Here is a 25,305-nt window from a genome sequence, read left to right on the forward strand (position 1 = left end):
TCGCTGCCCGCGACGCTATCGCCGGTTCATGTCGGCGCGGTTTCGACGGGGTGTACCGCGTGCCGGATGCCGCCGCGACCAGGATTTCTGCGGGGCCGCGGCGTGTCGTAAGCTGGACGACGGTGACGTGTCCGAGCGGCCGAAGGTGCAACTCTCGAAAAGTTGTGTAGGGTAACCCCCTACCGTGGGTTCAAATCCCACCGTCACCGCCATGCGCAAGGCCTCGATATCCGCAGAATCACGCGGGAATCGGGGCCTTCGCCATTCGCCAATCGGCACGGTGACGGGCGCGCCCGAGACCGTCGACAGATACGGCCGCCTCGACGTGCTGGTGAACAACGCGGCAGCGCCGCAGGGCGATGATCGGGCAGACATCGAAGAGGTGCCGGTGTCGACATTCGACCGGGTCGTTGCCATCAACCTTCGCGGGACATACCTCATGTGTCTAGCTGCGGTCCCCGTGATGCGTCGACAGCGCTATGGGCGGATCATCAACATTGAGTCGATGGCCGGCGTCGAAGGCGGGGCTCCCGCTGACTCCGCGCCGGAGACGAAGGGCGTGACCGTCAGCACGATGTGAGGATCAGGTGGACGGTGTCGGCGAGACGCCCTGCTGGTGGTTATCGCGTTCACGCTCTGGCGGCGTAGATCCCGCGCGGATGCCGACGCGGTTCCGGGCACGGTGGCGGCGGGTTTCTACGGGGTGATGGGCGGATTCACGACGATGGTCGCCAACGCCGCTGGGCCCGTGATGTCGATGTACTTCCTCGCCGCTCGGCTTCCGGTTCACGTGTTTCTCGGCACTGCGGCGTGGTTCTTTGCGGCCGTGAATGTCGCGAAGGTTCCGTTCTCGATCGGCCTCGGGCTCATCACACCGCAAGGCCTGCTGATCGATCTGATCCTCGTGCCCGCGGTCGTCCTCGGTGCGCTCGTGGGCCGCCAGATCGCATCCGCCATCAGCCAACGCGTGTTCGAGTACCTGGTGATCGCCCTCACGATCATCGGAGCCGTATACCTGCTCATCTGATGCATAGTCATGGACGGGGAACATGCCGTGCCGGTGTGGCATCCGCGTCGAACTCGCGTGACAGATTGTCGATCGGTCGGTCCTGACCGGTGACCTAACCTGACGACATGGCAGAACTCGACCTCCCGACCATCCCTCACTGGATCGACGGCGCACCGACGGCGTCTAGATCCGGGCGCACGGCACCGGTCTTCAACCCCGCCACCGGCGTGGTCGCGGCTAACGTCGCGCTGGCCGACCAGACGGAAACTGACGCTGCCATTGCATCAGCGCGACGTGGCTTCGAAGAATGGTCGACGTGGTCGGTCGCCAAGCGGCAGGGCGTGCTCTTCGCCTTCCGTGAATTGCTCAACGCGCGAAAGCCGGAGCTGGCGGCGATCATCACCGCCGAGCACGGCAAAGTGCTCTCCGACGCGATGGGTGAAATCCTTCGCGGCCAGGAAGTCGTGGAACTTGCCACCGGCTTCCCGCACCTGATCAAGGGCGCCTACTCAGAGAACGCTTCCAGCGGAATCGACGTCTACTCCCTCAAGCAGCCGCTGGGCGTCGTCGGCATCATCAGCCCCTTCAACTTCCCCGCGATGGTCCCGCTGTGGTTCGCCCCCGTCGCCATCGCAGCGGGCAACGCCGTCGTCCTCAAGCCCAGCGAGAAGGATCCGTCGGCCGCGCTCTGGCTCGCAGGGTTGTGGAAGGAAGCGGGCCTGCCCGATGGCGCGTTCACCGTCCTGCAGGGTGACAAGCTCGCTGTCGACGGGCTCCTGAACTCGCCGGTGGTCGAGTCGATCAGCTTCGTCGGCTCGACGCCGATCGCGCAGTACATCTACGAGACCGCCGCCCGCAACGGCAAGCGCGTTCAAGCGCTGGGTGGCGCCAAGAACCACATGCTCGTACTGCCGGATGCCGATCTCGACCTCGTCGCCGACCAGGCTGTCAACGCCGGCTACGGCGCCGCGGGCGAGCGGTGCATGGCCATCAGCGTGGTCCTCGCGGTAGAGCCGGTCGCCGATGAGCTCATCGCGAAGATCTCGGATCGCATCGCGAAGCTCACCGTCGGCAACGGAGCGCAGACTGGAGACGCCGAACCCGACATGGGGCCGCTCATCAGCGACCAGCACCGCCAGAAGGTGGCTGGGTACGTCGACATCGCCGAGGCTGATGGCGCGACGATCGTCGTTGACGGCCGCTCGCTGGTCGTCGACGGTCACGAGGACGGGTTCTTCTTCGGACCGACCCTCATCGATGGCCTTCCCACCACCAGCCGCGCCTACACGGAAGAGATCTTCGGTCCCGTCCTGTCGATCGTGCGGGTCGAGAGCTTCGATGAGGGAGTCGCGCTGATCAACTCGGGCGAGTTCGGAAACGGGACCGCCATCTTCACGAACGACGGTGGCGCCGCCCGGCGATTCCAGAGCGAAGTCCAGGTCGGCATGATCGGCATCAACGTGCCGATCCCCGTGCCGGTCGCGTACCACTCGTTCGGCGGATGGAAGAAGTCGCTGTTCGGTGATGCCAAGGCTTACGGCGTTCACGGGTTCGACTTCTTCACGCGCGAGAAGGCGGTCACCGCGCGATGGCTCGACCCGGCTACCCACGGCGGGATCAACCTGGGCTTCCCGCAGAACACTTGACGCGCGTCCGGCCCTTAGCGGGCGGCTGGGGAGAGTTCCAGCGCTGCCCACAGCTGAGCGCGACCGCTGAAGCTCGATAGGTCCAGGTTCAGCACGTCCCCGAGCTCGTCGATGCGGGCGCGCAGCGTGTGTCGGTGGATGTCGAGAGCGCGAGCGGCCGGATCCCACGCGGTGTTGGCTGCGAACCAGGCCCGCGCAGCTGCGAGGAGGCGCTCGCGGTGATCCTCGGGCAGGTGATCCAGCGGTGCGAGCATGCGACGGGCGACGAGTTGACCGCCGCTGGTTCGCAGCATGCCGATCACGCCGCGGTCGGCAATCGCTGAGAACTCGACGACGCCAGGCGCACGGGCCTGCTCGGCGGCGTGAGCTGCCTCGTCCAGCGCGCGGCTCAGGCCAGCCCACCGGTCAAGGTCGGCGAACCCTGCGGCGGTGTCATGCTTGCGCAGCACGTCTGCGACTCCCACGAGTGCTTCGCGGGAGGCCAGGATCAGCAGATCCTCCGAGCGTTCGGCGAAGAACAGTGCACCCGGCTCGGCCGTCGCGGCAAGCTCGAGCTCGTCGAGAAGCGACTGACTACCGGTGAAACCGATCACCTGACCGGCCAGAAGGGGCGGTGCCGGCATCCGTCCCCACAGCGCCGTCGCGGAGCGCGCAGCTTCGTCAGTGCGGCCAGCCAGGAGCAGCTCGATGACTCCGGTACGCACGCGCAGGCGCGCATCCGAGACGGCGCGCTGTTGCTCCAGCGCGATGCTTGCCAGGGCGATGACCGACTCGACGAGATCGCTGTGGGCGGAGTCCAGTGGGGTGTCAGCCCCGACGGCGAGCACGCCGCCCAGGCGCCCGCTTTGGCCAATCGTCTGCAGCGTCGCGGCGAGGGGCTCGGTGATGCGAACGCTCGCCGGCTTCGACTTGCGAAGCAGCATCCGAGACTGCTCTTGGACCGCGGAGTCCACGGATGCCGGAACCTCCGCGATTCCAGGGAGGCTGAGCGGTCTTCCTGCGGCGTCGAAGAGCGCGACCCACGTGCCGAGCCGCGATGAGAGGGTCCGCAGGATCGCCCGGAGCCCGTCTTGGCGCACAGCTGCCCTCGCCAGTGCTCGCTGCGACTCCAGCGTCCACGACAGCCTCGCGCTCCGGTCGGCGGCTTCGGCATCCGCGACGTGTCGGATGATGCCGATGAACGGCGTCGTGCCGGGCACCTCGATGAGCGGGATCTCGTGGCGCTCGCAGGCCGCCGCGAGTTCGGCGGGCACCGCCGCATGGATGACGTCAATCGCAAATCCCAAGCCCGCCACTCCGCGCTGCTGGAGCCGGAAGCAGTAAGCCTCGGGAGAGGTCGAGCCCGGTCCGGTGAATTGCCCGCCGTCGGTCAGGAGGAGCTGCCCGGGTTCGAGCCACGGCGTGGGGTCGGGCAGGTCCGAGTTGTGGACCCAGGAAATGGCGCGGTCGAGGTGATCAGCATCGAGATCACCCACGGCGCGCAGGCCGAACGCTCGAACTGCCAGAAGGGAGCGCAGCGTGGTCGGAATCGTCGTGCCAATCTGTCGATCGAAGAGTGTGCGGTACGACAATTGTGAACTATGCGAGCTGGTTCGGCGGAGCACACTAGGGGGCATGGCTCTCACTCCTGACGACACGAACGCGAGCATCAGCGAGCGCGACCGATCGAGCGTCTTCCACTCCTGGTCCGCACAGCGCTCCCTTGCTCCTCTGCCGCTTGCCGGTGGTAGCGGGAGCGAGGTCTGGGACGTCGATGGTCGCCGCTACCTCGACTTCTCGAGCCAGCTCGTCAACGTGAACATCGGCCACCAGCATCCGCGGGTCGTCGAGGCCATCCAGAAGCAGGCAGCGCAACTCACGACAGTCGCACCGGCTCACGCGAACGCCACTCGTGCGCGCGCCGCCGAGTTGATCCTGGAGCGTGCACCGGAGGGCTTCACCAAGGTGTTCTTCACCAACGGTGGGGCCGACGCCAACGAGAACGCGATCCGCATGGCACGGCTGGTCACCGGGCGCGACAAGGTCATCTCGACATACCGCTCGTACCACGGCAACACGGGCGCGGCGATCGTGGCCACCGGCGACTGGCGTCGGATCCCCAACGAGTTCTCGCGCGGCCACGTGCACATCTTCGGGCCCTACCTCTATCGGACGGAGTTCTGGGCGACCACTCCCGAACAGGAGAGCGAGCGAGCACTACGGCACCTCGAACGAACCATCCAGGCCGAGGGCTCCGACTCCGTTGCCGCGATTCTGCTTGAGACGATCCCCGGAACCGCCGGCGTGCTCGTTCCGCCGCCCGGATACCTCGCCGGAGTCCGCGAGATCGCCGACCACTACGGCATCGTCTTCATCCTCGATGAGGTGATGGCAGGCTTCGCGCGCGCCGGCGAGTGGTTCGCGTTCGACGCTTTCGACGTGACGCCCGACCTCATCACGTTCGCGAAGGGTGTGAACTCCGGCTACGTGCCGCTGGGTGGAGTGGTCATCTCGGATGAGATCGCGCGCACGTTCGATGACCGGGTCTTCCCCGGCGGCCTCACGTATTCCGGTCATCCGCTTGCTGCCGCCTCAGCCGTCGCGACGATCGAGGCGATGGCCGACGAGAACATCGTGGAACACGCGGCCCGCATGGGCACCGACATCTTGGGCCCGCGCCTGCGCGAGATCGCCGAGCGTCATGCCGTGGTGGGCGAGGTGCGGGGGCGCGGCGTCTTCTGGGCCGTTGAACTCGTTGCCGACCGGCAGACGCGCGAACCCCTCGGGGCCGAGCGCATGGCGGCGCTCAAGAAGGACCTTCTCGACCAGGGCCTCCTCGGGTTCTTCGCCGAGAACCGCCTCCACGTCGTGCCACCGGCTGTCGTCACCGAATCGGAACTGGACCGAGGCCTCACGATCATCGACGCGGCGCTAGGTCGCCTCGGCTGAGGATGCCGCGATGACCACCCTCGAACCCTTCCAGCCGCTCGTTGTGGCGGATCTGGGCGTCGCGGGCACTCCAGTTTCCGACGATCTTCGACTCGAGGGAGAGCCCAGCACGGGCTTCGTCGATGTTGCAGTGGTCGGTGGCACCACGGTCGGGATTTGGGAGATGACTGCCGGCTCGATGCGGGACATCGAGGCTGACGAGGTGTTCGTCGTCGTTTCGGGCGAGGCGACCGTGGAACTCATCGAGGAGCACGGGCGGGTCGACCGGACGATCGAGCTGCGCGCCGGGTCTCTGTGTCGACTCGAGTCAGGAATGCGGACGCGGTGGCACGTGCCCACGGTCCTTCGAAAGGTCTACATCGTGCCAGATCTCGAACCGGAACCATGACCCGCCTCGCGACTGCGGGTGGGACCCAGACCACCAACGAAAGAGGATGCCCATGAGCGCGACCACCGCATACGGCCATGAGATCCGCACTGACCTCGGCACCATCCGCGGCGCGTTGGCGGAGGCATCCACCACCCCGTTTTGGCTCGACGATCCTGACCGTCCCGCCCCACGCGGTGCAGTCTCTGGCCGGGTGTCCACCGATCTGCTCGTGGTGGGCGGGGGGTTCGCCGGGCTCTGGACAGCACTGATCGCCAAAGAGCGTGACCCGAAGCGGCGCGTCGTCCTGGTCGAGGGAAACCGTATCGGCTGGGCCGCGAGTGGTCGAAACGGCGGCTTCTGCGAAGCGAGCCTCACTCACGGATGGGAGAACGGGGAGCTGCATTTCGCTGACGAGATGCCGGTGCTGAACCGCCTCGCTGACGAGAACTTCGCTGGGATCCGCGCAGCGATCCAGCGCTACGGGATCGACGCCGAATGGGAGGAGACCGGTGTCCTGACGGTGGCCACCGAGCCGCACCAGATCGGCTGGCTCCGGGAAGCTGCCGATCGCTCCCCGAGCGAGACGTTCCTGGAGGGCGAGAGCCTTCGTGAGAAGGGGAACTCCCCGCTCTACCGCGCGGGACTGTTCGGAACGGATGGCGTCGCCTATGTGAACCCCGCCAAGCTCGCGTGGGGGCTCGCGGCGGCTGCCGAAGATCACGGTGTCGAGATCTACGAGCGGACGCGGGTGACTCGCCTTCGCCCCGATGGCGTAGGCATGGTCGCCGAAACCGCACAGGGCGAGATTCGTGCGAACCGGGTGGCCCTTGCCACCAACGTCTTCTCGTCATTGCTGCCCGAACTGCGGCTGTTCACGGTGCCGATCTACGACTACGTGCTCATGACGGAGCCGCTGAGCGCCGACCAGCTCGCCGCGATCGGCTGGACCGAGCGTCACGGCATCACCGATTCGTCGCGGGAGTTCCACTACTACCGAAAATCGTCTGACAACCGGATTCTGTTCGGCGGGTATGACGCGGTCTACCACCGCGGCAGGCGCGTCAGAGCGGCGCAGGATCAACGCCCCGAGACCTTTGAGCGACTCGCTGATCACTTCTACGGCACGTTCCCGCAGCTGTCCGGCATCCGGTTCTCGCACAAGTGGGGTGGTGCGATCGACATGTCCACCCAGCTCGTCGCGTTCCACGGGTCGGCTCGCGGCGGGCGCGTCGCCTATAGCGCCGGGTACACGGGGCTCGGTGTCGGAGCAACGCGGTTCGGTGCAGAGGTCATGCTCGACCTGCTCGAGGGACGCGATACCGAGCGCACGAGGCTGAAGATGTCGCGCAAGCTCCCCATCCCGATTCCGCCCGAGCCGCTGGCCTACCCGCTGATCCAGATGATGCGCCGAGCCGTTGCCAAGTCGGACCGAAACGGCGGGAAAGACGGTCCGTTGCTGAAGCTTGCCGGACTGTTCGGCGTGGGCTTCGACTCCTGACGTCGGGCGGGGAGAAGCCCTCTCGGGGCGGACGGGGCGTCGCGAAAAAGTTCAACTGTTTTGTGACGGTCGTCGAAAAACTCTTGACAGACGGCACGTACCGTCGCACTATGGCTGCGACGGTACGACGCGGTGCCGCTGGCGTGAACCAGGGCCAGTACTGCACCGGTGGAACCGCTCTCACCCCTGTTCGCCAACGAGAGGCCTCCGATGAAGAAGAGTCTTGCAACACTCGGCGCGCTTGCCGCCGCAGCCCTGTTCCTTTCCGGATGCACCGACTCCGGTGCGGCCCCGGAACCGACCGAAACCATGACCGAGGGAACCGGGGAGCTGACCACGGTCCGCGTCGCCGCGCTCCCGATCGCCGAGACCTGAACGTCGCTGATCTCGAGGAGTTGGCCTCTCTTGCGGTCGGATACGGGGTCTTGGACGCTGAGCCGAACTTCGACACACTCATCCAGGAGCAGTAACGGATGGCGGAAGGGATGCCGCTCACCGGCGGCATCCCTTCCGCGTCCCCGCCCCCTGACTGAGCTACCCGAAGGACAACCATGGCTACCGCCACCGCTCCGGCCCCGACCCGGAGGCGCCGGAGCGCAAACGCAGCGCGATCGGCCCGCAAGATCGGCCTCGGCCTTCTCGGCATCCTGGGCATGCTCGCCACCTGGCAGCTCATCCCGACGCTGGGAATCGTCAACCCGCAGTATCTGCCGTACGCCACGGAAACGCTCGCCAACCTCTTCGGCGAGATGCGAGACCTCGAGTTCTGGCGAAACGTCGGCCGCACCCTGAGTCTGTGGGGCACGGGCCTTGCGATCGCCACCGTCGCCGCAATCGTGCTCGGAACCCTCGTCGGGCTCTCCCGCTTTCTTCGCAAGGCGACCCACACGACCGTGGAGTTCCTGCGCCCGATCCCATCGGTGGCGCTGATTCCGGTCGCGATCCTGATCTTCGGACTGCAGCCCCAGGCAGGACTCGTGATCATCGTCTACGCCACCTTCTGGCAGGTGTTCGTGCAGGTGCTCTACGGGGTCGCCGACATCGACACCGTCGCCCGCGACACCGCGCGCAGCTATGGCCTCTCGACCTTGTCGCAGTTCCGCAGCCTCATCTTTCCGACGTCGCTGCCCTACCTCATGACGGGTCTGCGTCTGGGAGCAGCTGTCGCCCTCATCCTGACGATCACGGCAGAGCTCGTGATCGGCATCCCCGGTATCGGGAGCCAGATCACTACCGCACTCACGGTCGGTGACTGGCTCACCGTGTACACCTACGTCCTCGTCTCTGGAATCCTCGGCCTCATCGTCAATCTGCTCTTCCGGTTCATCGAGCGTCACGCGCTGTCGTGGCATCAGTCAGTGCGCGGGGAGGAAGTGCTGTGACCCTCTACACGACGACAGTCGTCACCCCGCCGCCCGCTCGCCGACGCTGGAAGGGCTTTCTGATCCAGGTCGGCTATGCCATCGGCTTTCCGATCGTCCTCATCGTCGCGTGGGCGATCTGGACGGGGATCTCGCCGCAGAAGTTCTTCCCACCGCCCCTGACGATCCTGGAAGCGTTCGTCGACACGTGGATCGGGCCGGCATTCTTCACCGACGTCATTCCGAGCCTGTATCGCCTCGCGCTCGGCATCATCCTCTCGATCGTCATCGGCATCGCCGCGGGAACACTCATCGGACTCGTCCGGTGGCTGCGGGAGCTTCTCGAGCCGACGCTCGAGTTCTTCCGCGCCATTCCCCCGCCGGTGATCATCGCGCCAGTTCTCATCATCTTCGGCATCGGGGATGACGCGCGAGTGATCATCATCGTCGCCGGCTCGATCTGGCCGATCCTGCTGAACACGATCGAGGGAGTGCGGGCCACCGATTCGGTGATGACAGAGACTGCTCAGTCGTTCGCCCTCACCCGATGGGAGCGGCTCCGATATCTCGTCTTGCCGTCCGCGAGCCCGCGGATCATGGCTGGCGTGCGGCAGTCCCTGTCGGTGGCGCTGCTGCTGATGGTGATCTCCGAGCTGTTCAACAACGCGTCCGGGCTCGGATACAAGATCAAGTACTTCCAGACGAACTATCTGATCGCCGAGATGTGGAGCGGCGTGCTGTTGCTGGGTCTGATCGGCGTGCTGCTTGCCACTCTGTTCGGCCTGGTCGAGCGGCGGGTGCTGCGGTGGTATCACGGAATCAAGGAGGTGGAGCGTGCCTGACACGTTGCTCAAGGTCGAGAACCTGAAGAAGACGTACGAGTCATCGACCGGAATCGTCGAGGCTATCGGCGACATCAGCTTTGCGATGCACCAGGGCGAGCTGGTGTGCATCGTCGGACCGTCCGGTTGCGGGAAGACGACGCTGCTCAAGTGTGTCGCGGGTCTGCTGCGACCCACCGCCGGCGTCATCGAACTCGACGGGCAGCCAGTGACCGATCCGCCCGAGAACATGGCGCTGGTGTTCCAGGAGTATGGCCGCTCGCTGTATCCGTGGTTGACGGTGCGCGGCAACGTCGAACTCCCGCTGCGGCACAAGAAGCTCTCGCGCGCCGAGCGGGATCGGCTCATCGACGACGCTCTGCACGCGGTGGGCCTCGACCACGCTGCGAAGAGCTATCCGTGGCAACTCTCGGGCGGGATGCAGCAGCGCGTCGCGATCGCCCGCGCCGTCGCTTACCAGCCCGAGGTTCTCATCATGGACGAGCCGTTCGCCGCGGTGGATGCCCAGACGCGCGCCGACCTCGAAGACCTGGTACGCACGCTTCATCGCGAGCGCGGGATGTCGATCCTGTTCGTGACGCACGACATCGATGAGTCTGTCTACCTCGGCGAGCGGGTCGTCGTGCTCTCGAAGTCGCCCACATGGGTGCAAGAGGATCTGCACATCGATCTCCCCGAGGACCGCGACCAGATCACCACCCGCGCGATGCCGCGCTTCACCGAGCTACGCACCCACGTGTACGAGCAGATCCAGCGCGCCAAGCGCGGCGAGGCCGTGCGGGCGCAGGGATGAGTACCGCGTCGTCGCCGCTTCTCGGCAGTCGATCTCCGCGCGAGCTGGCGCTGGCGCTGCTGGGTGAGTATGTGCTCGATGACCCGGACACGTGGGTGCGTGCGGGACTGTTCATCGAGGTACTCGAGGGGGCCGGCATCCAGCCCCCGGCGACACGCGCGGCGCTGGACCGTCTGGAGCAGAACGGCATCCTGCGTCGAGAGCGGCACGGGCGTGAAGTGTCGTTCGTCCTGACCACCGAGGGTGCGGCGATGCTCACCGAGGCAGGCGAGCGTGTGCGCAACCCGCAGCCGCTGCATGCTGATGGCGACGGTTGGACTCTCGCGACGTTCAGCGTTCCCGAGGGGCAACGGAGGCTGCGCCATCGGCTGCGCTCCACGCTGACCTGGGAGGGATTCGCCCCGCTCCGCGACGGCCTTTGGATCGCACCGGGAGTGGTCGACCTGCAGCGAGTCCTTGCGAGTCTGCTCCCTGAACTTGGCACCGGCCTGGTCGCGTTTCACGCGCGCGAACTCGACGGCTTCCCGATCGCGGATGCCGTGAGAACAGCGTGGGACATCGACGCTATCCACGCCGCGCACGTGGGCTTCATCGATGCCTGGTCGGACTCCGCCGTCGCAGATGCGTCAACTGCACTCTCGATGCGGGTAATGCTCGTCGCGGACTGGCTCGCCCTCGTCCGCACCGACCCGGGGCTCCCGCGAAACCTGCTCGAGCCGGAATGGCCTGCTGATCGCTCGCTCAGGCTGTACCTGCGCCTCCGAGATGAGACCGCCGCTCCCGCTGCGCGGGAATTCGCTCGCCAGGCCCCGGCCGCAGGCGGGCCGGCCGAACCCGCTATCCGCTGACCCCGCAGCCAGGATCAGCTGCTGCTGCACCGACATGGCGATGGCGAGAAGAAGCGGATTCTCGCCAGGCGGTGACAAGCGAAGGGTTCCAGGAACCAAATCGCAGGGATGACGTACCCCCGCCGGAGACGCGGTTCGCAGGATTCCTGGACCGGCGGATGATCTACTGGCCCAGTGGCTGACGATGAACTCGCTGAGTCCTCCGACTACGCGAGGTTCGAGACCCATGACCGGCGGCGCCGCCCGCTGTCGCGGCGGTCGCTCGTCTGGATAGTGATCGCGGTAGTTCTCGCGGTGCCGGCGGTGGCGCTGCCACACCTGGATGCGCTGGCGGGGGGCCTCATTCCCATCGCACAGTCGCTCTTGCCCGTCGGCGCACTCGGCCTTCTCGTGATGGCGGTGGTCGCCGCACTCTCGCGCGCGTGGGTCGGGGCCATCGTCCTCGTGACAGGTGCCGTGCTCTCGGTGCTTCCGGTGCTCACCCCCGTCGGCGCGGCCGCGTGCACGGCGTCGACGCCGCTGACCGTGCTGTCGTTCAACGCGAAGTTCGCCGGTGCGGATCCGGGTCAGCTCGCCGACCTGATCCAGGACGCGGGAGCCGACGTCGTGGTCCTCGTCGAAACTGATGAGCACCTGATCAACCAGATCCTGGACGGCGAGGGTCTCGCCGAAACCCTTCCTCACCGGACGAAACCGGTCAGCACCAACGCCTACAAGGGAAGCGTGGTCCTCTCTGCCCATCCACTCAGCGCCGAGGAAGACATCCCTGGGAGCGTGTTCGAGCAGGTGAGCGCGGTTGCGACGCTTCCGGACGGGACGGCAGTACGGGTGGCGGCCGTGCACCCGCCGCCACCGGTCGGCCAGCCCGAAGACTGGTACGAGGCTGTCACCGCAATCGATGAGTGGATCCAGGCCACGAGCGATCCGCGTCTGGTCGTCGCAGGAGACTTCAACTCGTCGTTCTCCCACCCCGTCTTCCGGCGATTGACCGCCGACCTCGCGACAGCGGCTCAGGCGGCGGGCCCGATCCCGTGGCCGACGTGGCCGCAGGAGAAGCCGGTGCCGGCGTTCACGGCCATCGATCACGTTCTCGCCCGCGGCGCCGTTCCCAGGGGCTGGGCAAGCGCCTACATCGAGGGAAGCGACCACCGGGCAGTCATCGCGAACTGGGCCCTTTGTGACTCCGCCCGAGGCGTCAGCGGCTGAGCGAAGCGAAGCGGCGGATCGACAGCGGAACGAACACGACCAGCATCACGATGGTGATCAGCAGCACATAGACCACCGGATGCTGCAACGGCCAGGCGTCAGTTGCCGCACTGCCGCTGGGCGCGTTGCCGAACAATTCTCGGGCCGCTTGTACGAGGGCCGAAACCGGGTTCCACTCGGCGATCACCCGAAGCGGGCCCGGCAGGTTCTCGCTCGGCACGAACGCGTTCGAGATGAAGGTCAGGGGGAACAGGATGAGGAATGAGGCGTTGTTGATGACCTCGGGGCTGCGCACGATCAGCCCGAGGAACGCCAGCACCCACGACAGCGCGTAGGCGAAGACCAGCAGCAGCCCGACCCCAGCCAAGAACTCGAGGGGCGAAGACTCGACCCGCCACCCCACGACGAGGCCGGTGAGCATCATGACGATCAGGGAGAGAACGTTGATGACGAGGTCGCCGACCGTCCGCCCGATCAGCACCGCCGACCCGCTCATCGGCAGGGTGCGGAAGCGGTCGATGATGCCGTCTTTGAGGTCCTGGGCCATCGCCGAGCCCGAGTATGTTGAGCCGAACACGATGGTCTGCGCGAAGATCCCCGCCATGAGGAACGAGGTATAGCTCTCTCCCGGTACCTGAATCGACGAGCCGAAGACGAACGTGAACAACAGCACGAACATGATCGGCTGAATGAGGGTGAAGATCAGGATGTCGGGAACCCTGGTCAGTTTCTTCACGTTGCGCCAGGTGGTGACGTAGCCGTCCGAGAGGAATCGACTGAACGCCGTACCGGGTCCCGGCTGCAGAGTCTTGCTCGACGCTCCCGTGGTGCGCGCAGTGCCGGTGCTCATGCCGCCTCCTCCTCATCCCCAGCCTGCTCAGCGGCATGACCCGTGAGCTGCAGGAAGACGTCGTCCAATGTCGGCCTGCGCATTCCGGCGTCGTGCAGTTCGACCCCTGCCGCAGCAGTGTCGGTCATGATGCGCGAGAGCGCGTCTGCTCCGTTGCTGACCGGCACCACCAGGCCGCGGGCCCCGTCCGACGCGACCGGCCCCGAGCCGTAGCGCGAGAGGATCTCGCGCATCGCGTCGGCGTCGCTTTCGCTCACGAGGCTCACCGCGATCCGCTGGCCACCGACCGAGGACTTCAGCTCGTCAGCGGTGCCCTTCGCGATCACGCGTCCGTTGTCGATGATCGAGATCGAGTCGGCGAGGCGGTCTGCCTCCTCCAGGTACTGCGTGGTCAGGAGCACTGTCGTGCCGCCGGCGACGAGCGTCTCGATCACGTCCCACAGCGCGAGACGACTGCGCGGGTCGAGCCCCGTCGTCGGTTCATCGAGGAAGAGGACCGGCGGGTTGATGACGAGCGCGCCGGCCAGGTCGATGCGGCGCCGCATCCCACCCGAGAATCCCTTTACCGGTCGATTCTGGGCATCCACCAGGTCGAACAGCTCGATGAGCTCACGCGCCCGCTGCGCCGCCCGGCGCCGCCCGAGGTGGTACAGCATCCCGACCATGAAGAGGTTCTCGAACCCGGTGAGGTTCTCGTCGACCGCAGCGTATTGACCGCTCGCGCCACTCATCCGACGGATCTGCTGCGGGTCGGCGAGCACGTCTACGCCGTCGATCGTGGCCGACCCGGCATCCGGGCGGATGAGCGTCGTCAGCACCTTGACCGTCGTTGTTTTGCCCGCGCCGTTCGGCCCGAGCAACGCCGCGACGGTTCCCTCGGGCACCGACAGGTCGAGCCCGTCGAGAGCGCGGACGACCGGCGCGCCCCGCGGATGGTAGGTCTTGACGAGCCCGCTCGCCTCGATGAAAGCCATGGCACGGATCGTAGCGGTGCGCGGTGACATCGGAGGCCGGTGGCTCGTCGCATCTCGGGCGAGCGCAGTGCGGGCGCGCCCGCCCGGGTCACGGCTCGAGCACGACCTTGATGCATCCGTCGTCCTTCTTCTGGAACGTCTCGTAGAGCGCGGGAGCGTCCGAGAGGGGTGCGCGATGGGTGACGAGGTCCATGACGCCCAGCGGGTCTTGCGGGTCCTCGACGAGCGGAAGCAGATCGTCGGTCCAGCGCTTCACGTTGCACTGACCCATCCGCAGTGACAGCTGCTTGTCGAACATCGTCTTCATCGGCAGGATGTCGGCGTCTCCCGCGTACACACCCGAGAGCGAGACGGTGCCGCCCCGGCGGACGACATCGATGGATGCGTAGGCCGATGCGAGCCGGTCCATCCCTGCCTTCTGCATGAAGGCCCGGGCCACGGGATCGGGCAACAGGCCAGTGGCGTGCTGGGCGAACTCCACGACGGAGTCGCCGTGAGCCTCCATTCCGACAGCATCGACCACGGCATCCGCGCCTCGCCCCTCGGTGAGATCCCGCAAGAGTGCCACGACGTCATCGTCGAGGTCGTACGTCAGCACGCCGTGGCGCTCCGCCATGGCGCGCCGCTCGGCAACAGGGTCGACAGCGAGCACGCGGTAGCCGCGATGGACCCCGACCCTGGCCGCGAACTGGCCGACCGGACCCAGTCCCATGACCACGAGGGTGCCACCGTCGGGCACGGCGGCGTACTCCACGCCCTGCCACGCGGTGGGGAGGATGTCGCTGAGAAAGAGGTACCGGTCATCGGGGAGCTCGGAGCCGACCCGGATGTGGTTGTAGTCGGCCAGCGGAACCCGCAGGTACTCCGCCTGACCCCCAGGAACCTGACCGTAGAGCTTCGTGTAGCCGAACAGGGCAGCTCCGCTGTTGTACTCGGTCACCTGCGTTGTCTCGCACTGCGACTGCAGACCCCGGCGGCACATGAAGCAGTGGCCACAGGAGATGGTGAAGGGCACCACGACCCGGTCGCCGACCGCCAGCTGCGTGACCTCATCGCCCACCGCCACGACGACGCCCATCGGTTCGTGGCCCAGGATGTCGCCCCGGTCGATGAACGGCCCGAGCAGCTCATACAGGTGCAGGTCGGAGCCGCAGATCGCGGTCGAGGTGATCTGCACGATCGCGTCGGTCGGTGCCTCGATGCGCGGGTCGGGCACCTCGTCGACACTCAGCTCGCGTCGGCCCTGCCAGGTCAATGCCTTCATCGGTGCATCCTCTCGTCGTCGTCCGGACAGCGTTCGTTGTCCGTGGAGCCGACGCTAGGTCGCAGTCACACGCCCGCCGAGGGGCTTGCCGGGTCGGGAAAGCCGAGGTACGGCCCAACGCCGCGGAGTGTCCCGCATGATGGATGCATGGCTGAGCCGGTGACGTCCCAGCGGATACTCGAGCACGTCCAGAGGCTCGGCGAGGAGCATCCGCCGATCGAACTGGACTCCGTCGACCGCGGCATCCGTGACCCGCGTGCCGTGGCCGAGCGGTACGGACACGTCATCGACTACCTCGCGAGGGTCGAGCTCGAGGTCGACCGCAACGTGCTCGAACTGCTCGTGCTGTTGCCCGATGTCAGCGAGGTCGACCGGATGTTCTACGCCGACGTGTGGCAGCCCCAGGAGATCCAACACGGCCTGATCCTCGATCGGCTGCAGCAGGACCTCGGGCGTGCCGCCGCGGAGCCCGTGCTCGACGTGTCGTACAAGATGCGGATCATGGGCGCGCTCGCACACTTCTCCGCGATCCAAGACATCGCGCGGCTGCTCTACTACCTGACCGGCGCCAGCACGGAACGGCAGGCGGTGCTCGCCTACAACACGATCCACAGCGGGATGACCGAGCTCGGTGAGACCGCGATCGCCGAGACGATCATCGCCCCCATCCGTCGCCAAGAACCCGGCCATTTCGCGTTCTACCGGATGAGCGCGACCGAACTCGTGCGCTCCGGGGCGCTGCGGCCGTGGCAGCTCTACCTCGCCCGCGTCCTGCGCGAGAAGACCTACAACCTCGTCGGAACGAACGGGCAGGACCGCTACCGCGCGCAGATGGGCGGCGTCGTCACAGCCCTCGGCTTCGATACCGACCTCGACAAGTACGCCCGCGAGGTCGGCCGCATCGAAGCACAGCTGCTGTGGGCGCACGAGCGGGGCATGGACTTCCCGCCGTACGTCATGCGGGCACTGCGCGAAAGCATCGACCTCTACCGTGAGCGGGGATTCGGCGACGCCGCGTGAAGCCACGGATGCCGACAGCGTCGTAACCTGACAGCGCGGCCGGATGCGGCATCCGACCTGGGACGGAGCTGACATGCAGTTCGGACTGCACATCGCTGACTTCACCTTCGACAGCGGGCCGGCCGAGCTCGGTCCGACCCTCGCGCGGCACGTCAAGCACGCCGAGGATGCCGGCATCCAGCGGATCACGGTCATGGACCACTTCTGGCAGCTCCCCGGCATCGGCCCCGTCGAGCACGAGATGCTCGAGGCCTACGCGACGCTGGGATTCCTTGCCGCGCACACGCGGAAGGCGATGCTGCACGTCTTGGTCACGGGCGTCATCTATCGGCATCCGGCCCTGCTCGCCAAGCAGGTGAGCACCCTCAACGTCCTCTCGGGTGGCCGCGTCGGGCTCGGCATCGGCGCCGGCTGGAACGAGCAGGAGTGCGTCGGCCTCGGATTCCCGTTCTCACCGGTCGCGCAGCGTTTCCGCGAGCTGGAAGAGACGATCCAGATCTGCCGGCAGATGTGGTCGGAGTCCGAAGAGCCCTACGACGGGGCGATCTGGCAGCTCGGACGCACGCTGAACTCGCCGCAGAACGTCACGAAGCCGATGCTCATGATCGGCGGTGGGGGCGAGAAGAAAACCCTCAAGCTCGTCGCTCAGTACGCCGATGCCTGCAACCTGAGCGCCCTGGCTGGCGTGCCCACCGGGAAGCTCGACGTGCTGCGGGCGCACTGCGACGATGTCGGGCGCGACTACGACACCGTCGAGAAGACCGCCATGATCGGCGTGAACCCCGAATCGACGGTGGACGGCGTCGCCGACCAGGTGCGGGCGCTGGGGGAGGCGGGCTTCACGACGACGTACGTCTTCTCTGTCGGCATCCGTCAGCCTGAGAAGGTCGTCGACCTGATCGCAGGCGTTGCCGCGCAGGTGTAGCGCGCCCGTTCCGCCTCCGCACGAAGGTAGGAGTTCTCGCCGAGGCAGGACGCTTCAGACGCACATCGTCCTACGTCGGCGATTTCTCCTACCTCGGCGATGGGACCCGACCGCGGTGCGGTCCCGAGACGGATGCCGGGCTCAGCCGATCAGCTCCGACCGAACGATCGCTGCGCCCGCGGTGAGGGCCGCGAGCTTTCCCCGTGCGACACCGCGGGGCAGGGGAGCCATACCGCAGTTCGTGGCGGGGTAGAGGTTCTCGGCATCCACGAACTGCAGCGCTCGCCGTAGCGTGTCGGCAACCTCACCCGGCGTCTCCACCGTGGTGCTGGCGACATCGATCGCCCCGACCATGACCTTCTTGCCGCGGATGAGCTCAATGAGGTCCATCGGCACGTGGGAATGGTGGCACTCAAGCGAGACGATGTCGATGCTCGACTCGCGGATGCGGGGGAAGATGCGCTCGTACTGGCGCCACTCCGACCCGAGGGAGGCCTTCCAGTCGGTGTTGGCCTTGATGCCATAGCCGTAGCAGACGTGCACCGCGGTCTCGCTGGTCACCCCCTCGGCGGCTCGCTCGAGCGCCGCAATCCCCCAGTCGTTGACATCGTCGAAGAAGACGTTGAACGCGGGCTCATCGAACTGGATGATGTCGACCCCCGCCGCTGCCAGTTCCTTCGCCTCCTGGTTGAGGATGCCGGCGAACTCCCACGCGAGCTCTTCGCGGCTGCCGTAGTGGGCGTCGTAAAGCGTGTCGATCATCGTCATCGGCCCGGGAAGCGCCCACTTGACGGGTCGGTCGGTGTGGGCGCGCACGAAGGCTGCATCCTCGACGAACACCGGCGCCTTGCGAGCGACGGCGCCGACGACTGTGGGCACTGACGCGTCATAACGGTCACGGATACGCACCGTCTCGCGGCGTTCGAAATCGACGCCCTCGAGGTGTTCGATGAAGGTCGTCACGAAGTGCTGGCGGCTCTGCTCGCCATCGCTCACGATGTCGATTCCCGCGTGCTGTTGGTCCGAGAGCGCCAGCAGCAGCGCGTCCCGCTTTCCCTCGGCGAGGATGTCGTCATCCAGCTTCCAGGGCGACCAGAGCGTCTCGGGTTCGGCGAGCCACGCCGGCTTCGGCAGGCTGCCCGCGGTGGAGGTGGGAAGGAGCGTCATGCGCGTGCCTCCTCCAGCTCGCGGGCGGAGAACTGCGCCGACCACAGCTCCAGCGACTCCCGGTGCGGCTCGATGAAGTGCTCCTGGGCGAAACGGCCCTGCGCGACGGCGAGGCGGCTGCGCTCCTCGCGGTCGTACTCGATGCGTGTCAGTGAATAGTTGGGCTGGCTCAGGCTCGGCTGGAACCGCGCGGGAGCCGAAGAGTTGGCGTTGTAGATCTCGGGACGATAGATCTTCTGGAACGTTTCCATGGTTGCGATCGTGGCGGCGAGTTCGAGGTCCGAGTAGTCGGTGAGCAGATCCCCGACGTGGTAAAACGCCAGGGGGGCGGCAGCGCGGGGTGGCATGAAGTAGCGGACCCGCATCCCCATCTTCGCGAAGTAGTCATCGGTCAGCGAGTACTCGTCCTGGCGGTATTCGACGCCCAGAACCGGATGTTGCGTGTCGGTGCGCTGGTAGGTCTTGGTGCTCGAGACGCTCAGGCAGATGACGGGAGCCTTCGCGAAGTGCTGCGTATAGGCATCCGACGCCACGAAGCTGCGGAACAGGTTTCCGTGCAGCACGCCGAAGTCATCGGGGACGCTGAAACCGGATCCGGCGGCGTTGTGTGCGGGGAGCACGACGCTGAAGTCGTAGTCCCGCACATACGACGAGAAGTTGTTGCCGGCGATGCCCGGGATGCGGCTACCGGTGCGGTGGTCGACGATCGTCGTCTCCAGTACCTCGATGATCGGGAAGCGCTCGCCGTCGCCGCCCTCGTCGAGGTCGACCGATACCGAGACGATATCGAGATCGACCGAGTAGCGGTCTGCGGTCTCGTTGTCGCTAGCTGCGAGCTCGTTGAACCGGTTGTCGATCATCCGGATCGCGTTGCGGAGGTTCTCCTTGCGGTTCTCGCCGCGTGCGAGGTTCGCGAAGTTGGTGGTGATGCGCGTGTTGTCGAGAGGACGGTAGTCCTCGTCGAATCGGACACGCTCGAGGGTGAAGACAGGGACAGGCGGAGACGTCAGACGCATGACAGACCGTTCGAGTTCGGGCGAGCCGGGGCGGCCCGCTGAGTTGTCAGGGAGCCGCAGCGCGTGCCCGATGACGTGCTCGGGCGCGAGGCTTCGCGTCATGCTGCGATGTGTTCGAGCATCTCGGCTTCGCGCCCGACGTGCAACTCGCCGCGTAACACAGTGACGGATTGGTGAGCGGTGGTCAGGCCTCGAGGGGAACGGATGCCGCGCCCGAACCCACCGGCACGAGGCGCGTCAACTGTGTGACGTGGCGCGGCTCGAGTTCGGCAAGGCTCGACACGCCGAGCAGGCGCATCGTGCGCTCGATCTCGGTGCGCAGGATCTCGATCGTGCGGTCCACGCCCTGGCGGCCCCCGGCCATGAGGCCGTACAGGTACGCGCGACCGATGAGCGTGAACTTCGCGCCGAGGGCGACGGATGCCACGATGTCGGCGCCGTTCATGATGCCGGTGTCGATCATGACCGTGGCGTCCTTTCCGACCTCCCGCACGACCTGCGGCAGCAGGTGGAAGGGGATGGGCGCGCGGTCGAGCTGCCGACCGCCATGGTTGGAGAGGATGATGCCGTCGACACCGTGGTCGATCAGGCGCACCGAGTCGGCAACGTTCTGAACGCCCTTGACGACGATCTTGCCGGGCCACAGGTCGCGGATGACGGCGAGATCCTCGTAACTGATCGTGGGGTCCATCGCGGCATCCAGCAGCTCGCCGACGGTGCCGCCAGTGGATGAGAGCGACGCGAACTCGAGCTTTGGAGTCGTGAGGAAGTCGTACCACCACCAGGGCCGCGGAATGGCGTTGACGATCGTGCCGAGGGTCAGCTGCGGCGGGATCGAGAAGCCGTTGCGCTTGTCGCGCAGGCGCGCACCGGCGACCGGGGTGTCGACGGTGAACATGAGCGTGTCGAAGCCGGATGCCGCGGCTCGGCGGGCAAGCGCATAGGAGATCTCCCGGTCGCGCATCACGTACAGCTGGAACCAGTTGCGCCCGTGAGGGTTTGCGGCCTTCACCTCCTCGATCGAGGTGGTGCCGAGGGTCGAGAGCGTGAACGGGATGCCGGCTGCTCCCGCCGCCGAGGCGCCGGCGATCTCGCCCTCGGTCTGCATGAGCCGCGTGAAGCCGGTGGGCGCGATACCGAACGGCAGCGCTGACGGACCACCGAGGATCTCGACCGAGGTGTCGATGTCGGGCGCGGGGGTCAGGATGTCGGGATGGAACTCGATGTCCTCGAATGCGCGGCGGGCGCGAGTGAGTGACAGCTCGCCCTCGGCCGCGCCATCCGTGTAGTCGAAAGCCGCCTTCGGCGTGCGGCGCTTGGCGATCGTGCGCAAGTCGGCGATCGTGAGCGCGGACTGCAGGCGTCGGGTGCGTCCGTCGAACTCGGGCTTTTTGAACTTCATGAGCTCGAACAGCTCGGCGGGTTGGGGAAGCTGACGTTTCACCATGACGGTGTCCTTCCGTGTCATCGGATGCGTGACGCCTGTGGGTCGTAACGCCGAGGGCTGTGTGTCCTGACCACACGGTAGCGCAGGTCTTCGAGTGTTCCCTCAATCAATCCAACGGCGCGAGCCTGCACGAGGATGTTGCCGAGCGCTGTCGCCTCCACCGGTCCGGCCAGCACCGGAAGACCCGATCGGTCCGCCGTCCGCTGGCACAGCAGCTCATTCAGAGCGCCGCCCCCGACGATATGGATCGTGCGCACGGGCACGCCACCGATGCGGCCGGCGGTGAGCGCGGCATCCGCGAAGGCCTGTGCAAGGGACTCCACGGTGCACCTCACGTATTCGGCGAGAGACGCCGGTTATCGCCGGGCGTTGGCCGATTCAGGAATCCCCTACGACGCCGAGATCGTGCGAGTCGGCTTCTACGAGCAGGATGCTGCGCGCACCGCGGCGCTGTCGCTGCTCGAGTCGCCGCGCCGCCCGACCGCCGTCTTCGCCGCCAACGACCTCTCCGCCATCGGGATCATCGAAGTCGCGCGGGAGATCGGCCTCGAGGTCCCACGCGATCTGTCGGTGATCGGATTCGACGATGTGCTCGAAGCATCCCGGATGTCGCCGCCACTGACGACGATTCGCCAGCCCATGCGGCGGCTCGGGGCGGCAGCCATGTCGCTGTTGGCGACTCTCATGAACGGTGAGGAACCGCCCGAACGCCATCTGCGCCTGGCCACGCAGCTCATCCCACGCGCCACGACCGCCCCGCCGAGGTCCTCAGGTCAGCGGTAGTGCGACCAGCACGAGGATGCCGAGGGCTCCGACAAGTCCCACGAACACCGCCAGGGTCAGTAGAAGCGCCCCGTCCGGGACGATCGTGTGATCCCGGGCGGTGACTGTCGCGAATGACACGCGTTCGTAGCGCCGGCGCGACCATCCCCACAGGACTGCCGAGAAGATCACCCCGACGATGCCGGGCAGGATCCACCATCCGCTTCCGAGAGCCGCCGGCAGTAGTCGCATCGCCACGACGGATCCGACGGCGATGCTCAGCCCGGTCCGCCGCCACGCCAGCTCTGTCCGCTCGGGCTGGAGACCCGGATCGTACAGCTCGTCACTCACGCGGATGTCGCCTTAGGCGAAGATGACGGCGAGCAAGATCAGCACCGCTGAGACGGTGACCGCGACGCCGGTGACCGCGCCCAGCAGCGACCCCGGAAGGGGGGTGGCAAGCCGACGGGCACGCTCGCTGCGCTGCCATCCGAGCCACGCCAAAGCGGGGGTGATCATGCCCATGACGATGAGCACGAGACTGGCTGCCAGACGCAGGCCGGGGTGGAGCGCGAGCCCGAGCACCTCGAGGGCGACGCCACCGGCGATCAGCGCGAGCGCAGTGCGGATCCAGGCAAGGAAGGTGCGTTCATTTGCCAGTGTGAAGCGGACGTCCGGTTCGGAGCCATGGCGGTAGACGGACTGCGGAAACCGCGATCTCATCGGCCCTCCCTGCTCGCTGACGAGTCACACCCTAGCGTGACCCACGCCGCTCACTCGGGGCGGTCACGTGCGCTCAGGTGCTCAGCGCGGAGCGAAGATCCTCGATGGCCTCACACCAGCCCGGATCCCCGGCCCCCGCCCACTCGGTAGCCAGCTCGCTGCCCTCGCCGCACGCCGCGGTCAGTGCGGCGATCGCGAGGGCCACCGTGTCGAGCGTCGGTCGCCCGGCGCGCACGATGAAGGACTCGACCTCCTCGGTGTATGCATCCCGCTGCGTCGCGTGTCCGAGACCGTGCGCGACCACCTCGGCTGCGGCGACGGCGATGATCGCCGTGTCGCGTTCGACGTCCTCGACGTCCTCGAGCGCGTCCGCCAGGGCGTCGTCGACGACTCCCCAGTCCGACTCGTCCTCGAGCTCCCATGCCCAGTCGGCCGCGACATCGTTGCCGAACGGCTCAACGCTCCATGCACCCATGGCCCACACGGTATATGTCGCGGATGAACGGTTCACGCTCCTCGGGTGGCCCCGGTGTGACTCCCCGGCAAAACCTCTTCATGCGCCGCTGTGCGCTCCGACGCGCGTACTCGGGTCGGGGTCAGGGGGTGGGTGCGCCGGTGGATTCGACCGGCTCGATATCGGCGATCGGAAGAGTGATCTGCGCGTAGGTTCCGACGGGCTCGGCCCGCGCGAGCTCGATCCTGCCGTCCATCGACGACAACAGCTCCTTGACGATAGCGAGTCCGAGACCGGTCCCCGGCACCCCGCGGCTCGTGCTCGAGGAGCTGCGATAGAACCGATCGAAGATGTGGGTCAGGTCCTCGTCGGCGATTCCCTCGCCCTCATCCGAGATCGTGACGACCACCTGGTGGTCGGTGCGGTAGGCAACGACAGAGATCGTGCCGCGATCGGGCGAGAACTTGATCGCGTTGGTGAGGATGTTGGTGAAAACGCGCGTGAGATCGATCTCGCGACCGTGAACGGGCAGATCCGGCTCGATCTCGGCGGCGACCCGAAGGTGGCGTTGCTGGATGCTGTGCTTCGCGTCTTCGATGCTGCGCTGCAGCGCCAGCCCGGCATCGGTGACGGGCAGAGCGTCAGCTGGGGCCGATCCGCGGCTGAGCTTTGACACCAGCAATACATCGTCGATCACCCCGCGTAGCCGCGTCGCGTTGCGAAGGATGACCTCGACCTGCTCGCGGACGTTCGGGTCGTCGGTCGTGTCGCTGAGTTCCTCAGCGAATCCCAGGATCGAGGTGATCGGGGTCCGCAGCTCGTGCGTGACGCTCGCGACGAAGTCGACTTTTTGCTGGGTGAGGGCTTGGAACGTCCTGCTCACCTGGCGTTCGCGCTCCAGCCGCCACTCCATTTCTCGCTCGGCTTCTCGGAGCGGCCGCAGATCCTGGACCGATACCAGGAGTACGCGGTTCAGGCCGGAGCGGTTGACGGCGTCGATCGTGATCGTGGCTGGCGGGTTCCCGGGTGCCACATCCTCCCAATCGACGGTCACCGACACGTCGTATGTCGCCTCGGCCAGCGACGGTCGCAGGAGCGCGTCCTCGCGAAGTCGCCAGCGTCCCGTATCCGAGCGCTCGAACTCGCTGCGCAGCATCACGACCGCGGAAGCGTTGACTTCGAGAACGGAGTACTTGCCGGGGCCGTCCTCTTGGAGGATGGCGAACCCGCTCTTGGACTGCCGGAATGCGTCATGCAAGAGATGCGACACCGCCATCTGCCGGCTCTCCAGTGCCCGTCTGTCGTTCTGCGATGCCGAGATCGCGAGAGTCGTCGCGCCGAAACAGATCGTGAAGACGTGGAGTGCTGTTGCGGTAGGAAGTTCCGAGCCGGCAGCCGCGTACGCTCCGCCACCGATGACGGTGAGTCCCGAGGCGGTGCCGACGACCGCGAGCAGCTGCACGGCGACGAAGAACATCGGCTCGGCGACCGCGGCCCATGCCATGAGCGGCATGGCGAGGATCGGAACCGCGATCGGTGTGCCGGGGAAGAACGCGATCACCGTGGCGGCGAGCATCGCTACGGTGAGCCCGACGCTGCGCCACCAGCGCACCGACGCTGCGCGGGGGATCGCGATGAGTCCCAACGGGGCGATGAGGACCATCGCAGACAGGTGCGACGCGCCGATCGTCCAGAAGACATCCACGAAGTCGCCGCCGCTGAACTCACGGGCAACGCCAACGAGCGCGCCGACGATTGCTGCTCCGCTGATCGCGCCGATCGCGAAGCGGCCGACATCCATCAGCGTTGTCAGCCGGGGGCGATCCTGCTCACGCGAGACCGCGGTCGCGACCAGCCACGCCTCGGCCGCTATGCCGAGGGACCCCAGAACGACCACCAAGAGGGGGCGGTCGGCGACTGCCGATCCCAGGCCCGACGCCAGGCCCACCGCGATTGCGGTCAACCACCGCCAGCGGAGCGGGGATGCCGCCGCTGCGATCGCGCCCACAGCCGCCGTTGGCCACCACCACGCCAGACTCATCTCGCCGCGCTGCTCGAGCGCGAAGATGACGGCCAGCGCCCCGCCGAGTGTGACCAGCCCGGCGACGAAGACGGCTCGCCATAGTGGCGCGGCCTGACCGATTGTCGCCGCAACGCTTGGCCGCGTCATGCCCGATCCCTTCTGACCTGCCCACCCCTTCG

The 25,305-nt window shown here is 66.7% G+C and carries 25 protein-coding genes, 1 tRNA gene and 2 pseudogenes; 16 read left to right on the forward strand and 12 right to left on the reverse strand.

Annotated elements, in window-relative coordinates; translation table 11 throughout:
* The first annotated feature begins 121 nt into the window (after window positions 1-121).
* The 4 genes and pseudogenes from MICSW_RS01510 (at window position 122) to MICSW_RS01525 (ending at window position 2,655) form a co-directional block, all read left to right on the forward strand.
* Window positions 122-212 (forward strand) — tRNA-Ser (locus MICSW_RS01510).
* A 68-nt stretch (window positions 213-280) separates the two neighbouring features.
* Window positions 281-580 (forward strand): SDR family NAD(P)-dependent oxidoreductase, encoded by a 300-nt coding sequence (locus MICSW_RS01515; protein ID WP_292726873.1) that lies wholly within the window; start codon window positions 281-283, stop codon window positions 578-580.
* Between the two features lie 30 nt (window positions 581-610).
* A pseudogene (locus MICSW_RS01520) lies at window positions 611-1,027 on the forward strand (TSUP family transporter); the annotation flags it as partial.
* A 107-nt stretch (window positions 1,028-1,134) separates the two neighbouring features.
* Window positions 1,135-2,655 carry a CoA-acylating methylmalonate-semialdehyde dehydrogenase gene (locus MICSW_RS01525; RefSeq protein ID WP_292726872.1) on the forward strand — a complete coding sequence of 507 codons (1,521 nt, stop codon included), beginning with the start codon at window positions 1,135-1,137 and terminating at the stop codon, window positions 2,653-2,655.
* Window positions 2,656-2,669: 14 nt separating this feature from the next.
* On the opposite strand, the gene MICSW_RS01530 is transcribed toward MICSW_RS01525, so the two are convergent.
* Window positions 2,670-4,226: a PucR family transcriptional regulator gene (locus tag MICSW_RS01530; protein ID WP_347424575.1), complete on the reverse strand. Its 1,557-nt coding sequence runs from the start codon at window positions 4,224-4,226 to the stop codon at window positions 2,670-2,672.
* A gap of 43 nt (window positions 4,227-4,269) precedes the next feature.
* On the opposite strand from MICSW_RS01530, the gene MICSW_RS01535 reads away from it, so the two are divergent.
* From MICSW_RS01535 to MICSW_RS01575, 9 genes are all read left to right on the forward strand, one after another.
* Window positions 4,270-5,583 (forward strand): aspartate aminotransferase family protein, encoded by a 1,314-nt coding sequence (locus tag MICSW_RS01535; protein WP_292726870.1) that lies wholly within the window; start codon window positions 4,270-4,272, stop codon window positions 5,581-5,583.
* Between the two features lie 10 nt (window positions 5,584-5,593).
* The gene (locus MICSW_RS01540; RefSeq protein WP_292726869.1) at window positions 5,594-5,971 is read left to right on the forward strand and encodes a cupin domain-containing protein; all 378 of its coding nucleotides are present in this window, start codon (window positions 5,594-5,596) and stop codon (window positions 5,969-5,971) included.
* A 52-nt stretch (window positions 5,972-6,023) separates the two neighbouring features.
* Window positions 6,024-7,451 (forward strand): NAD(P)/FAD-dependent oxidoreductase, encoded by a 1,428-nt coding sequence (locus MICSW_RS01545; protein ID WP_292732592.1) that lies wholly within the window; start codon window positions 6,024-6,026, stop codon window positions 7,449-7,451.
* Window positions 7,452-7,661: 210 nt separating this feature from the next.
* Window positions 7,662-7,826 carry a hypothetical protein gene (locus MICSW_RS01550; RefSeq protein WP_292726867.1) on the forward strand — a complete coding sequence of 55 codons (165 nt, stop codon included), beginning with the start codon at window positions 7,662-7,664 and terminating at the stop codon, window positions 7,824-7,826.
* Between the two features lie 176 nt (window positions 7,827-8,002).
* Window positions 8,003-8,833, forward strand: coding sequence for an ABC transporter permease (locus MICSW_RS01555; protein WP_292726866.1), 831 nt, complete (start codon window positions 8,003-8,005; stop codon window positions 8,831-8,833).
* Complete coding sequence (locus MICSW_RS01560) at window positions 8,830-9,654, forward strand: ABC transporter permease (protein WP_292726865.1); 825 nt, start codon at window positions 8,830-8,832, stop codon at window positions 9,652-9,654. Before MICSW_RS01555 ends, MICSW_RS01560 begins: the two co-directional genes overlap by 4 nt.
* Entirely contained in the window at window positions 9,647-10,447 is an 801-nt protein-coding gene (locus tag MICSW_RS01565) for an ABC transporter ATP-binding protein (RefSeq protein ID WP_292726864.1), read from the forward strand. The genes MICSW_RS01560 and MICSW_RS01565 overlap by 8 nt, the downstream gene beginning before the upstream one ends.
* Window positions 10,444-11,295: a PaaX family transcriptional regulator gene (locus MICSW_RS01570; protein ID WP_464496565.1), complete on the forward strand. Its 852-nt coding sequence runs from the start codon at window positions 10,444-10,446 to the stop codon at window positions 11,293-11,295. Before MICSW_RS01565 ends, MICSW_RS01570 begins: the two co-directional genes overlap by 4 nt.
* Window positions 11,296-11,469: 174 nt before the next feature.
* Window positions 11,470-12,501 (forward strand): endonuclease/exonuclease/phosphatase family protein, encoded by a 1,032-nt coding sequence (locus MICSW_RS01575; protein ID WP_464496566.1) that lies wholly within the window; start codon window positions 11,470-11,472, stop codon window positions 12,499-12,501.
* Here MICSW_RS01575 and MICSW_RS01580 read toward each other — a convergent pair.
* From MICSW_RS01580 to MICSW_RS01590, 3 genes are all read right to left on the reverse strand, one after another.
* The gene (locus MICSW_RS01580; protein WP_292726861.1) at window positions 12,491-13,351 is read right to left on the reverse strand and encodes an ABC transporter permease; all 861 of its coding nucleotides are present in this window, start codon (window positions 13,349-13,351) and stop codon (window positions 12,491-12,493) included. The two genes, MICSW_RS01575 and MICSW_RS01580, sit on opposite strands and share 11 nt — an antisense overlap.
* Window positions 13,348-14,325 carry an ATP-binding cassette domain-containing protein gene (locus tag MICSW_RS01585; RefSeq protein ID WP_347424429.1) on the reverse strand — a complete coding sequence of 326 codons (978 nt, stop codon included), beginning with the start codon at window positions 14,323-14,325 and terminating at the stop codon, window positions 13,348-13,350. Before MICSW_RS01585 ends, MICSW_RS01580 begins: the two co-directional genes overlap by 4 nt.
* Before the next feature lie 88 nt (window positions 14,326-14,413).
* Window positions 14,414-15,589: an alcohol dehydrogenase catalytic domain-containing protein gene (locus MICSW_RS01590; protein WP_292732597.1), complete on the reverse strand. Its 1,176-nt coding sequence runs from the start codon at window positions 15,587-15,589 to the stop codon at window positions 14,414-14,416.
* A 147-nt stretch (window positions 15,590-15,736) separates the two neighbouring features.
* Here MICSW_RS01590 and MICSW_RS01595 point away from each other — a divergent pair, with 147 nt between their 5' ends.
* The gene (locus MICSW_RS01595; protein ID WP_292726858.1) at window positions 15,737-16,609 is read left to right on the forward strand and encodes a GTP-binding protein LepA; all 873 of its coding nucleotides are present in this window, start codon (window positions 15,737-15,739) and stop codon (window positions 16,607-16,609) included.
* A 73-nt stretch (window positions 16,610-16,682) separates the two neighbouring features.
* Entirely contained in the window at window positions 16,683-17,534 is an 852-nt protein-coding gene (locus MICSW_RS01600) for an LLM class F420-dependent oxidoreductase (protein ID WP_464496567.1), read from the forward strand.
* A 141-nt stretch (window positions 17,535-17,675) separates the two neighbouring features.
* On the opposite strand, the gene MICSW_RS01605 is transcribed toward MICSW_RS01600, so the two are convergent.
* The 4 genes and pseudogenes from MICSW_RS01605 to MICSW_RS01620 all read right to left on the reverse strand — a co-directional run.
* Window positions 17,676-18,701 carry a methionine synthase gene (locus MICSW_RS01605; RefSeq protein WP_292727987.1) on the reverse strand — a complete coding sequence of 342 codons (1,026 nt, stop codon included), beginning with the start codon at window positions 18,699-18,701 and terminating at the stop codon, window positions 17,676-17,678.
* Window positions 18,698-19,717 (reverse strand): DUF1852 domain-containing protein, encoded by a 1,020-nt coding sequence (locus MICSW_RS01610; protein WP_464498464.1) that lies wholly within the window; start codon window positions 19,715-19,717, stop codon window positions 18,698-18,700. The genes MICSW_RS01605 and MICSW_RS01610 overlap by 4 nt, the downstream gene beginning before the upstream one ends.
* A gap of 184 nt (window positions 19,718-19,901) precedes the next feature.
* Window positions 19,902-21,164, reverse strand: a complete 1,263-nt coding sequence (locus tag MICSW_RS01615) for an alpha-hydroxy acid oxidase (protein ID WP_464496568.1) — start codon at window positions 21,162-21,164, stop codon at window positions 19,902-19,904.
* Between the two features lie 17 nt (window positions 21,165-21,181).
* Window positions 21,182-21,520 (reverse strand): annotated as a pseudogene (locus tag MICSW_RS01620) (FGGY-family carbohydrate kinase); the annotation flags it as partial.
* Here MICSW_RS01620 and MICSW_RS01625 point away from each other — a divergent pair.
* Complete coding sequence (locus MICSW_RS01625) at window positions 21,435-21,947, forward strand: substrate-binding domain-containing protein (RefSeq protein WP_375236726.1); 513 nt, start codon at window positions 21,435-21,437, stop codon at window positions 21,945-21,947. The pseudogene MICSW_RS01620 and the gene MICSW_RS01625 overlap by 86 nt on opposite strands.
* On the opposite strand, the gene MICSW_RS01630 is transcribed toward MICSW_RS01625, so the two are convergent.
* From MICSW_RS01630 to MICSW_RS01645, 4 genes are all read right to left on the reverse strand, one after another.
* Entirely contained in the window at window positions 21,933-22,277 is a 345-nt protein-coding gene (locus MICSW_RS01630) for a DUF202 domain-containing protein (protein WP_292727810.1), read from the reverse strand. The genes MICSW_RS01625 and MICSW_RS01630 overlap by 15 nt on opposite strands.
* Before the next feature lie 12 nt (window positions 22,278-22,289).
* Window positions 22,290-22,649 carry a YidH family protein gene (locus tag MICSW_RS01635; RefSeq protein WP_464496569.1) on the reverse strand — a complete coding sequence of 120 codons (360 nt, stop codon included), beginning with the start codon at window positions 22,647-22,649 and terminating at the stop codon, window positions 22,290-22,292.
* 73 nt (window positions 22,650-22,722) lie between these two features.
* Window positions 22,723-23,124, reverse strand: a complete 402-nt coding sequence (locus MICSW_RS01640) for a DUF4259 domain-containing protein (protein ID WP_292727808.1) — start codon at window positions 23,122-23,124, stop codon at window positions 22,723-22,725.
* Window positions 23,125-23,245: 121 nt separating this feature from the next.
* Window positions 23,246-25,273 (reverse strand): sensor histidine kinase, encoded by a 2,028-nt coding sequence (locus tag MICSW_RS01645; RefSeq protein ID WP_464496570.1) that lies wholly within the window; start codon window positions 25,271-25,273, stop codon window positions 23,246-23,248.
* Window positions 25,274-25,305: the final 32 nt, after the last annotated feature.

It is taken from the genome of Microbacterium sp. SW12 (genome assembly GCF_055391095.1).